General features: G+C 68.9%; 9 protein-coding genes. 6 read left to right on the top strand and 3 right to left on the bottom strand.

From position 1 onward, the window contains the following. Nucleotides 1-2,073, top strand: a 2,073-nt coding sequence (locus QK444_RS23290) for a crotonase/enoyl-CoA hydratase family protein (RefSeq protein ID WP_282783654.1), incomplete at its 5' end; no start/stop codon positions are given. 195 nt (nucleotides 2,074-2,268) lie between these two features. Next, nucleotides 2,269-3,165: an alpha/beta hydrolase gene (locus tag QK444_RS23285; RefSeq protein ID WP_282783652.1), complete on the top strand. Its 897-nt coding sequence runs from the start codon at nucleotides 2,269-2,271 to the stop codon at nucleotides 3,163-3,165. A gap of 271 nt (nucleotides 3,166-3,436) precedes the next feature. Here QK444_RS23285 and fadD11 read toward each other — a convergent pair whose 3' ends face one another. Continuing rightward, nucleotides 3,437-5,254 carry a fatty acid--CoA ligase FadD11 gene (gene fadD11, locus QK444_RS23280; protein WP_282783650.1) on the bottom strand — a complete coding sequence of 606 codons (1,818 nt, stop codon included), beginning with the start codon at nucleotides 5,252-5,254 and terminating at the stop codon, nucleotides 3,437-3,439. Between the two features lie 1,207 nt (nucleotides 5,255-6,461). Between fadD11 and QK444_RS23275 the strand changes: the two genes are divergently transcribed. Then, entirely contained in the window at nucleotides 6,462-6,650 is a 189-nt protein-coding gene (locus QK444_RS23275; RefSeq protein ID WP_282783648.1) for a hypothetical protein, read from the top strand. A gap of 134 nt (nucleotides 6,651-6,784) precedes the next feature. On the opposite strand, the gene QK444_RS23270 is transcribed toward QK444_RS23275, so the two are convergent. Continuing rightward, nucleotides 6,785-8,314, bottom strand: a complete 1,530-nt coding sequence (locus QK444_RS23270) for a catalase (protein WP_282783647.1) — start codon at nucleotides 8,312-8,314, stop codon at nucleotides 6,785-6,787. Nucleotides 8,315-8,520: 206 nt separating this feature from the next. Between QK444_RS23270 and QK444_RS23265 the strand changes: the two genes are divergently transcribed. The 3 genes from QK444_RS23265 (at nucleotide 8,521) to QK444_RS23255 (ending at nucleotide 10,404) form a co-directional block, all read left to right on the top strand. Further along, complete coding sequence (locus QK444_RS23265; RefSeq protein ID WP_282783646.1) at nucleotides 8,521-9,360, top strand: SDR family oxidoreductase; 840 nt, start codon at nucleotides 8,521-8,523, stop codon at nucleotides 9,358-9,360. Nucleotides 9,361-9,438: 78 nt separating this feature from the next. Then, on the top strand, nucleotides 9,439-9,735 hold the full coding sequence (locus QK444_RS23260) for a plasmid stabilization protein (RefSeq protein ID WP_282783644.1): 297 nt from the start codon (nucleotides 9,439-9,441) through the stop codon (nucleotides 9,733-9,735). 57 nt (nucleotides 9,736-9,792) lie between these two features. Beyond that, entirely contained in the window at nucleotides 9,793-10,404 is a 612-nt protein-coding gene (locus tag QK444_RS23255; protein ID WP_282783643.1) for an NAD(P)H-dependent oxidoreductase, read from the top strand. Between the two features lie 287 nt (nucleotides 10,405-10,691). Here the strand turns inward: QK444_RS23255 and QK444_RS23250 are convergent. Next, nucleotides 10,692-10,930: FCD domain-containing protein (locus tag QK444_RS23250; protein ID WP_282783641.1), on the bottom strand; the 239-nt coding region annotated here is incomplete at its 5' end.

Below are 10,930 nucleotides of genomic sequence, written 5' to 3'. Positions count from 1 at the left end.
GGCGCGCTGGTGGCCGAGGCGGTGGGCGCGGGCGCGGCGGACACCGTGCAGTCCAGTCCGTTCGGGGGTGACGGCGGACAGCTGGTGCTCAACGAGGCGGCCGCGGCGGTGGCCGCCGGGGACTACGACGTGGTGTTGGTGACCGGCGCGGAAGCCGGGGCCACCCAGTCCGCCGCCCGGCGCGCCGGGGTCGAGGTGGACTGGCCGGTGCAGGGCGAGCAGGTGCGCCCGACCCGCACGGTGGGGGTGGACAAGCCCGCCAACAACGCGCCCGAGACCACGGCCGGGCTGCTCGCGCCCATCAACATGTACGCACTGCTCGAATCCGCGAACCGGCATCGGTTGGGCCGCGGCCCGGCCGAGCACGCCCGCGCGGTGGCCGAGCTGTGGTCGCGGCTGTCGGCGGTGGCGGCGCGCAATCCGCACGCCTGGCAGCCGCGCGAGATCAACGCCGAGGAGATCGCGACCGTCACCGCCGACAATCGGATGATCTCCGCGCCCTACACCAAACTCGAATGCGCCAACCTGACCGTCGATATGGCCTCCGGCATCGTGGTGTGCAGTGCCGCCGCGGCCGAAGCCGCCGGCATCCCGCAGGACAAGTGGGTGTTCCTGCACGCGGGCGCGTCCGGGCACGACGAATGGTTCGTCAGCGAGCGCGCGGAACTGGCCGCCTCCCCGGCCATCCGGACCTTGGGCGCGGCGGTCTTCGACCATGCCGGGATCACCGCCGACGATCTCGCGCACGTGGACCTGTACGCCTGCTTCCCGGTGGCCGTGCAGATCGCGGCCCGCGAACTCGGCCTGCCCGTCGACGACCCGAAGCGGCCGCTGTCGGTGACCGGCGGTCTCACCTTCGGCGGCGGGCCGGGCAACAACTACGGCGGGCACGCGGTGGCGACACTGGTGGAACGGTTGCGCGCCGAACCCGGCAGTTTCGGGCTGGCGACGTCGCTGGGCTGGTACCTCACCAAACACGCGGTCGGCGTGTACTCGACCACCCCGCCGCGCGCCGGATACCGGCATCTGACACCCGTGATCGACCATCCGCCGGCGCGTCCGGCCCGCACCGGCTACGACGGGGAAGCCGTCGTGGAGGCGTACACGCTGCCCTACGACCGAGACGGGCGGCCGGAGGCGGCGATCCTGTCGCTGCTCACCCCCAAAGGTGCGCGAGTGCTGGTGCGCAGCACCGACTCCCGACTGCTCACCGAACTCACCGACGGGGATCTGCTGGGGTTGCCGGTCACCGTCTCCGGCGACTCCGTGCAGGTCACCGGGAGCACCCGGGTGGAGCTGCCCGCACCGCCGCCCGCGCCGGTGCTGGTGGAGCGGCGCGGCCACATCACCGTCATCACCATCAACCGGCCGCATGCCCGCAACGCCATCGACCTGGCCACCGCGCTCGGTATCGAACGCGCCCTCGACGCCTACGAGGCCGATCCGGACGCGCGCATCGCCGTGCTCACCGGGGCGGGCGGATTCTTCAGCGCCGGAATGGATCTCAAGGCGGCCGCGCGCGGTGAGGTGCCGGTGACCGAGCAGCGCGGCATCCTCGGCATCGTCGGCCGACCGCCCGCCAAACCGCTCATCGCCGCGGTGGAGGGTCCGGCGCTGGCGGGCGGCTGCGAACTGGCCCTGTGCGCGGATCTCATCGTGGCCGCGCAGGATTCGACCTTCGGCATTCCGGAGGTCAAGCGCGGTCTGGTCGCCGTCGGCGGCGGCGTGCTGCGGCTGCCGCAGCGCATTCCCCGCGCCGTCGCCACGGAGATGGCGCTCACCGGTGACCCCATCACCGCCGCCCGCGCCGCCGACCTCGGTCTGATCAACGAGATCGCCGCACCCGGCCACGCACTCGACACCGCGCTGGCGCTGGCGGAACGAATCGCGGCGAACGCCCCGCTGAGCGTGGCCGCCTCCAAACGGATCATCGACGAGAGCCCGGACTGGCCCAGCGGCGAAGCGTTCGACCGACAGGGGCGGATCGCGGCCACGGCACTGTCCAGCGAGGACGCGGGCGAGGGGGTGCGCGCCTTCGCCGAGAAGCGGCCGCCGGTGTGGCGGGGCCGCTGACCGGGGGCGTACGTCGTCGGTGCTCGCGGCGCCCCCGCATCCGCTGCCGAGGCCGAGCGGGACGCGGCACAGTCGTATCGTTCCTGGCTCGGTTGGGGGCCACGAACTTCTCCGCTGTCGGCGGGCCGGTGGTCCGTCGGCGGCGTTCCCGGCCGCGCTGCCGGCGGCCGGAGCGTTTCGATGAGAGGTTGGTTCATGGCATCGTCCATCCCCGAGAGCACCCTGACCCTGCGCCGTGACGGTCTGGAGCTGTCGGCCCGGCACGCCGGGCCCGACAACGCACCGCTGGTCCTGCTGCTGCACGGGTTCCCCGATACACCGCACACCTGGGACGGTGTGATTCCGGCCCTGGTGGACAACGGATTTCAGGTGCTCGCGCCGTGGCTGCGCGGATACACGCCGGGTTCGGCGGCACGGTCGGCGCGTTACGACCTGATGGCGGTGAGTGCGGACATCGCCGCCTGGTACCACGCGCTGGGCGCGCCGCGCACCCATCTGGTCGGGCACGACTGGGGCGCGTTCGTCGCGCTGGTGCTGGCGAAACAGTATCCCCGCCAGTGGCTTTCCCTGTCGGTACTGGCGATACCGCCGTTCGGCGGCGGATTCGCCGGCCGGTCGCTGCCGCTGCTGCCGCGCCAGCTGCTCATGTCCTCCTATATTCCGCTCATGCAGTCGGGTGCGTCGCCGCGGCTGCTGGTGCGCGACGACGCGGCGTTCGTGCGGCGGCTGTGGCGGCGCTGGTCACCGGGCTGGGATTTCAGCGAGACCCAGTTCGCGCCCACCGCAAGGGTTTTCACCGACCCCCTGTTGGCGTGGGCGGCGACCCGCTACTACCGGTCGCTGGTCACCGTGCACCGGTCCGCCACCCGCGACTTCCACCGTCTGCTGCTCGCCCCGCTGCCCGCGCTGCCGACCCTGGCACTGGCCGGTGCGCGCGACGGCGCACTGTCGGCGGACCTGCAGCGTGTGCTGGCCGAACGCGCCGGGGTCACCCACGCCGAACTGCCGGACTGCGGACATTTCCTGCACGCCGAACGGCCGGACGCGGTGGCCGCGCAGCTGCTGCCGCACCTGCGCGCCGCCACCCCGTGACCGCACGCTCGGCCCGACCGACCACGGCCGGAAGCCCGTGCGGTCGGTCACCGGCCGGACCCGACAGCCGCCGATCCGGCATCCCGGCAGCACACCGACCGGCGGTCGGATCGGGCGACGCGATGCAACGGGCTGGTGGCACCTGTCGGAGGAGCTCGATGGTCTCGACTACGGGGCGGTGCGGGCGGCGGCCCGTGTGCGTGACACACCACCCGCCGCCTGGGCACGGGCGGCGGGTGGTCGCGGCCACGGCACCGGTCCGACCACGCGACTACGGCATGGTGGCCGCGTGGGGGTCGGACGGTTCGTGGACGTGTTCGGCGAGTTCGTCGGCGTAGAGCCGTTCGATCTCGCTCGCGTACTTCTGCGCGATGGGGGTGCGGCGCAGCTTCATGGTGAGGGTGATCTCCTCGCCGCCGGGCTCCCAGAAGGTGGGCAGGATGGTGAACCGCTTGACCTGTTCGACGCGGGAGAGTTTGGCGTTGCCCGCGGCCACCCCGCGGGCGATGTCCTCGATGACACCCTTGTCGACGGCCAGGGCCGCGGCGGAGGCGTCGGCCAGACCGTGCCCGGCCGCGTAGGGTCCGGCGGATTCGGCGTCCAGGACGATGAGGGCGGTGTTGTAGGGCCGGTTGTCGCCGATCACCGCCATGGCTCCGATGAGCGGGGTGGCGGCCTTGACGGTGTTCTCGATATTGGCCGGGGACATGTTCTTTCCGGCCGAATTGATGATGAGCTCTTTCTTGCGGTCCACCACCCGCAGATATCCCTCGTCGTCGACGGTGACGATATCGCCGGTGTGCAGCCAGCCGTCGGCGTCGAGCGCCTCGTCCGTCTTCTCCGGTTCGTCGCGGTAGCGTTTCATCACCAGCGGTCCGCGCACCAGGTATTCCCCGTCCTCGGCGATGCGTCCCTCCAGACCCGGCAGCAGTTTTCCGACCGTGCCCAGCCGCGCCTGTTCGGGCGGACTCACCGACGCCACACAGGTCAGTTCGGACATGCCCCAGACCTCGGAGATGGGAATGCCGAGGCCGTAGAAGAATCCGAGGGTTTCCGGTGGAATCGGCGCGGCCCCCGACAGCGCCCACTTCAATTGGTCCAGGCCGAGTTTCGCGCGCAGTGTCGACAGCACCAGCTCATCGGCCTTCGCCCATTCCGCGGCCTGCACCTCATCGAGGGAGGTGCCCGCCAACTGGGCGGCGGCCTTACGTCCGGCCACCTCCAATGCCCAGGTCAAGGCCGCCCTGCGGGTGCTGTCGGTTTCGCTGGCCACCGAGAATTCCACGGCCGCCTTGAGTTTCTCCCACACCCGCGGCACCGCGCCCCAGATGGTCGGATGCACGTCGGCCAGGGCCGCGGGCAGCTGGGTGCGGTCCGGCACCACCGTGATCTGGGTGCCGCGGAATTCCTGCAGATACAGTGCCGTCACCCGGTCGGCCATATGCGCGGTCGGCAGATACGAGGTGATCCGGTCGCCGAATTCGATGGGCATGACCGATGCGTAGGTTTCGCATTCGAATGCCAGGTTCGCGTGCGTGATCTCCACGCCCTTCGGATTGCCGGTGGTCCCCGACGTGTAGCAGAGCGTGACGATATCGTCCTCGCCGACCGCCCGCCAGGTGGCGTCGAAATCGAAATCGGCGCGCCCCGACGCCATCAACTCCGCGACCCCGATGGTGCCCTCCGGGGTCCCGTCCACGCACACGATGGTCTCGATATCCACCCCCGACGCCCGCACCCGCCGCACATACTGTTCCTCGCAGATCACCACCCGGTTGCGCGCATTGGCGAACACGTACGCCAACTGCTCCGCCGACAGCGTGTTGTACACCGAGAACGAGGTGGCCCCCGTGTGCTGCGCGCCCACCTCGAGCGGATAGAACTCCACCCGGTTGGCCATCATGAGCGCGACGGTGTCGCCGCGCCCGATTCCGAGCGCGGACAACCCCGCCGCCACCGCCCGCACCTGGTCGGCGTATTCCCGCCACGTCAACGTCTGCGTCCCGCCCACCGAACGCACCGCCACCGCCTCCGGATCGATGGCGGCCACCCGCTGGAAGGCGGCACAGGAGGTCTTCGCTTCGGCCATCACACATCTCGCTTCGCTCGGCCCGACTTTCCCTGACCGTAAAGCGAGCCCGGCCCCCGCGTGACCGATTTGCGTACATCGGCGATCGCCCTAAGGGAGCGTTAGGAAACGGCCGCACCCCTCCCGCCGCGGGTGTGGCTGCCGACACAGTGGTCACGGTCGGGATGTGATGAGGCATCCCCCTCGTCGTCGAATGGTACGACTGTTGACTTCCGTCCTGCCGTCGCGACGGCGGATCCCTACGCAGCACCCCTCATGAGGTGTCTGTTCGGCGGGTTCCCGCTTCACTGGCGATCGCTCCGGCGAGCCGAAGTCTGACATCTCCTCCACAGGCGTTTAGCGACTCCGCCAGCCCGGCGGCGTCGAGAATGTTCAGTGCGGCATTGAAATCACGATCCAGGTAGGTGCCACACCTGGGACACGTCCACGCTCGAACGCCCAGTGGCTTCGCACCGTCGTTGTGGCGGCACATCGAGCACTGTCGCGTGGTGGGCGTCCATCGATCCACACGGACCACGCTACGTCCGTAGCGAGCTGCCTTCTCACGCAGCAAACGCAGCAGTAATGCCCACCCAGCATCATGGATCGACTTGGCCAACCGAGTGCGACCCAGAGCGGCGATAGGAAGATCCTCGACGGCGATTGCTTGGTTCTCACGAATCAGCCGTAGAGCGAGTTTGTGATGGTGATCGAGCCGGGTGTCTCGTACCTTCCGATGGAGGCGCGCCACCCGAACCCGTGCCTTCTCGCGGTTTCTACTTCCTTTCTGTTTGCGACACAGCGCCTTCTGAGCTTTCGCTATTCGACGCTGGGCCGTCCGCAGGTGCCCCGGGCTCGCGATCTTCTGCCGCTCCCCATCTGACCGCACGACGGTTACCAGGTTCGTGAGCCCCAAATCGATTCCGGCGACAGTCGCACACTCTGGCAGTGGTGTCTCGTCGATTTCGACGACGAAGGAGACGTACTAGCTGCCGTCGGCTTCACGAATGAGGGTCACGCTCGACGGCGTCGACGGCAATGCGCGGGACCACTCCAGACGAACCTCACCGAGCGTGATCAACCGAACACCGCGTGTGGTCACGCGAAAACCGCACCGCGTGAAGCGAATCGACTGCCGCCGCGATCTTCGCGTCTTGAATCGTGGCTTTCCGACACGCCCACGCTTCCCGCGCTTCGCCATGGAGTCGAACCAACTCCGATATGCCCGATGAGCATCATTGACGGCTTGGACGAGAACTACAGCTGGGACGTCCGCCAACCACGCCCGTTCCGGCGTCCGCTTCGCATCCGTGGTGACGATCTTCTGAATGTCGGCGTCACTGCGCTCCCTGATCGACACCGCCGGCATCGCCCTGCACCCGGCGCGGCGCGGGTGTACCGCGACCGACAACTGTGAGCGCGAACCGTAGACACGGCCTCCTCGCGGGGGACACCGCCGGTCCAGCTCCGACCGCGCGGTCGGACACGACCCGCGCGCGACCATGCGGCGGGTTACCGGCCGTGCGGCGCGCCCGCCGTGTCCGGTTGCGCTCACGCTTTGCGCTGGGCGGACGAGCGCGCCGGGTTCGCCTGCTGTTCGGCCTTGGGATCCTTCTCGCCCTGTTTGGCGCGCACCCCGGATTCCACGCGGTCGCCGAGGTCCTTGTCGACATTGCGCCAGTAGTCGAAGGCGCGCCCCAGCACCGGTTCGGTGACGCCGTTGAGCAGGTGGCCGACGATATTGTTCACCAGCCGGTCGCGGGCCGCGTCGTCGAGCACCTCGCGGACCATGGTCCCGGCCTGTCCCCAATCGTCGTCGTCGCGGCGGCGCGTGTACGCCTGCCGCACCATCTCGCCGTCGGTGTGCCAGACCGCCTGCGGTCCGGCCAGTTCCGGATCGGCGTGCGGGCCGCCCTTCGAATTCGGCACGTACACCGGATCTCCCGGATTGTGGTGGCGCATATGCCCGTCCTTGGTGTAGGAGTGGCGCGGCGACCGCGGGGCGTTGACCGGCAGTTCCTTGTAGTTCGCGCCGATCCGGTACCGGTGCGCGTCCGGATAGGAGAACCAGCGGCCCAGCAGCATCTTGTCCGGGCTCGGCCCGGTGCCGGGCACCGCGTTGCTGGGTTCGAACGCGGCCTGCTCGATCTCGGTGTGATAGTCGGCGGGATTGCGGTTCAACGTCAGTCGGCCCACCCGGTGCAGCGGATAGTCGCCGTGCGGCCACACCTTGGTCAGGTCGAACGGGTTGAACCGGTAGGTTTTGGCCTCCTCGAACGGCATGATCTGCATGAACAGCGTCCAGGACGGGAATTCTCCGGCGTCGATGTGCTCCCACAGGTCCCGGGTGTGATAGTCGGTGTCCATGGACGCCATCTGGTCGCCCTCGTCCTGGGTGAAGAACTCGATGCCCTGATCGGTCTTGAAATGGTATTTCACCCAGAATTTCGCGCCGTCGGCGTTGACCCACAGATAGGTGTGGCTGGAATAGCCGTTCATATGCCGCCAGCTGCGCGGGATGCCGCGATCACCCATCAGCCAGGTCACCTGGTGCGCCGATTCCGGTGACAGCGTCCAGAAATCCCATTGCATATCGTGATCACGCAGATTGTTGTCGGCACGGCGCTTCTGCGACCGGATGAAATCCTGGAACTTCATCGGATCGCGCACGAAGAAGATCGGCGTATTGTTGCCGACCATGTCGAAATTGCCGTGCCGGGTGTAGAACTTCAGGGCGAAGCCGCGCGGATCACGCCAGGTGTCCGGGCTGCCGCGCTCCCCGGCCACGGTGGAGAAGCGCGCCAACACCTCGGTCTTGCGGCCCGGCTGGAAAACGTCGGCGTAGGTGTAGGCGCTCACATCCTCGGTGACCTCGAAAACGCCGAAAGCACCGCCGCCCTTGGCATGAGGCTGGCGTTCGGGCACCCGCTCCCGATTGAACGCGGCCATCTTCTCGATCAGGTACGCGTCGTTGAGCAGGATCGGCCCATCGGGTCCCACCGTCAGCGAATGCTCATCGCTGGGGACCGGGATACCGGCGTCGTCGGTGGTGTAGTGCTGCGCGGTGTCGTTCTCGGACATCTCACTCCTCTCCACGGAACTGTTCGTCGGAGGAACTACCCGGCACACCAATCCACACTCCTCGCGCTGCCCGGCCTTGTAAAGCGCGGCTGCTGCCTCGTTTGCCTCGTTTACGACCGACCGCGCCGGGTACCGCCGCAGCGGAGGCTCCGCGCCGACCGCAACCGGCGAGCTTCCCGCGCACCCGGACAGCAGAGGAGACCGTCGTGGGTTTTCCCGAACAGCAGCAAGAGATACCCGGCACCCAGCAGCGCATGCGGCCGGTCCCCGACTGCGGGGAGGACAGCTACCGCGGCAGCGGCAAGCTCACCGGGAAGGTCGCCGTCGTCACCGGCGCCGACAGCGGCATCGGCCGCGCGGTCGCCATCGCCTTCGCCCGCGAGGGCGCGGATCTGGTGCTGTCGTATCTGAACGAGCACGACGACGCGGCGGAGGTGGAGAAGTACGTGCGCGACGCGGGCCGCCGCGCCGTGCTGGTGCCCGGCGACCTCGCCGACCCGGACCGCTGCCAGGCCGTCATCGACGCCGCCGTAGACGATTTCGGGCGCATCGACATCCTGGTGAGCAATGCCGCCTACCAGATGACCCACGAGTCGCTGGAGGAGATCACCGTCGCCGAATTCGACTACACCTTCAAGGTGAATGTGAGCGCCTATTTCACGCTGGTGCGGGCGGCGCTGCCGCATATGCCCGCAGGCGGCTCCATCATCGGCAGCTCCTCGGTGAACTCCGACATGCCCTCCCCGACGCTGGCGCCCTACGCCGCCACCAAGGCCGCCATCGCCAACCTGTCGGCGAGTCTGGCACAAATGCTGGGCCCCAAGGGAATTCGCGTGAACAGTGTCGCACCCGGGCCGATCTGGACACCCCTGATCCCGTCCACCATGCCGGTGGAGAAGGTGGCGAACTTCGGTGACGACACCCCGCTGGGCCGCGCCGGACAGCCCGCCGAACTCGCCCCCGTGTACGTACTGCTCGCCGGCGACGAGGGCAGCTACGTCTCCGGGGCCCGGGTCGCGGTGACCGGCGGCCGACCGATTCTGTGAACCCGCCGCTTCCGTGAACCGGCCGCACCCGCGTTTGCCACCGGGTCGCCCGGCTATATCCCGTGCAGGAGGTGCGTCATGCCGAAGGAATGGACCGACAAGCAGGAGCGCCAGTACGAACACATTCGGAAATCCGAACGCGACCAGGGTGCCAGCGCGCAACGCGCCAAGGAGATCGCCGCCCGCACCGTCAACGCCGACCGTGCCCGCTCCGGGCAGACGAAATCTTCGGGCGGCTCCCGGTCCCGCTCGGGCGGTCGCGGATCCGGCGGACCGACCCGCGACCAGCTCTACGAGGAAGCCAAGAAGCGCGATATCCACGGCCGCTCCCGCATGACCAAGGCCCAACTGGCCAAGGCACTCGACCGCGGCTGACTCACCCGACCCACCGCCGACCCCTGAACCACAGCGAACCGAAGGACAGCGATCCGCATGACCGCGCTCACCGCCACCGCACTCGTCTGCACGCTGAAGCAGTCACCCGCGGACTCCTCCAGCGATCTCCTCGCCCGCCAGATCCTCGACGCCCTCACCACCCACGAGGTGAAGGGGCAGGTGCTGCGCGTCGCCGACTACGACGTGCTGCCGGGGGTGAGCGCCGACGAGGGCGACGGTGACGAGTGGCCGCGGCTGCGCGCCGAGATCGCGGCCTCCGACATCCTGGTCGTCGCCACCCCGACCTGGGTCGGGCACATGTCCTCCATCGCCCAGCGGGTACTGGAACGCCTGGACGCCGCACTGTCCGAAACCGATGAGGCGGGCCGCCCCGCCATGACCGGCAAGGTGGCCGTGGCCGCGGTGGTCGGCAACGAGGACGGCGCGCACAAGATCGTCGCCGACCTGTTCCAGGGGCTGAACGACATCGGGTTCACCATCCCGTCACAGGGCTGCACCTACTGGAACGACCAGGCCATGGGCGGCACCGACTACAAGGACCTGGATCAGGTGCCCGAGGCCGTGGCCGCCACCACCGCGACCCTGGCCCGCAATGCGGCGCATCTGGCGCGGCTGCTGGCCGAACGTAACTATCCCGCGCCGAAATAGGTGCGCGTCCGGACCGGAGAACCAGTAGCGCAGCGGCCCAGCGGCTCGGTGTCTCGGTGTCTCGGTGTACAGGGCTCGGCCTGGGCGGGGCACGCATTGCCGGGGGGCACGCATTGCCGAACGAGCACCCTGCGACACGTGCGCGCGAACCTCCGATGGTTCGGAGCTGCCGCGCCAGCGGCATCACGGGTGTGGACATCGAGCCGTTCGCACGGCGAATGACCGTCGTCGGTGGTTCACGCGGTGACGTTCGCACCGCAGCGCCGAACGCACTATCGGAACCGGCATCAGAACCGGGTGCGCAGCCGGGCGACCGCGTCCTCCATATGCTCGAGCAGCAGTCGTCGGGCGTGTACGGGCGGACCATCACCGATGGCCGTGCGCAACTCCTCGTGCTCGGCCACCTGCACGGCCAGATCGGCGTAGGTGCTCTGCAACGCGCCGATGCACATGCGGGTCTCGATGAGCAGGGTGTCCGCGGCGCGCACCAGGCGGGCACTGCCGCAGCAGGCGACCAGCGACTTGT

Origin of the sequence: Nocardia sp. CC201C (assembly GCF_030010695.1) — a bacterium.
Taxonomy (GTDB): Bacteria; Actinomycetota; Actinomycetes; order Mycobacteriales; family Mycobacteriaceae; genus Nocardia; species Nocardia otitidiscaviarum.
The sequence above is the reverse complement of the archived record's forward strand: the minus strand, read 5'-3'. Positions and strand labels throughout refer to the sequence as shown.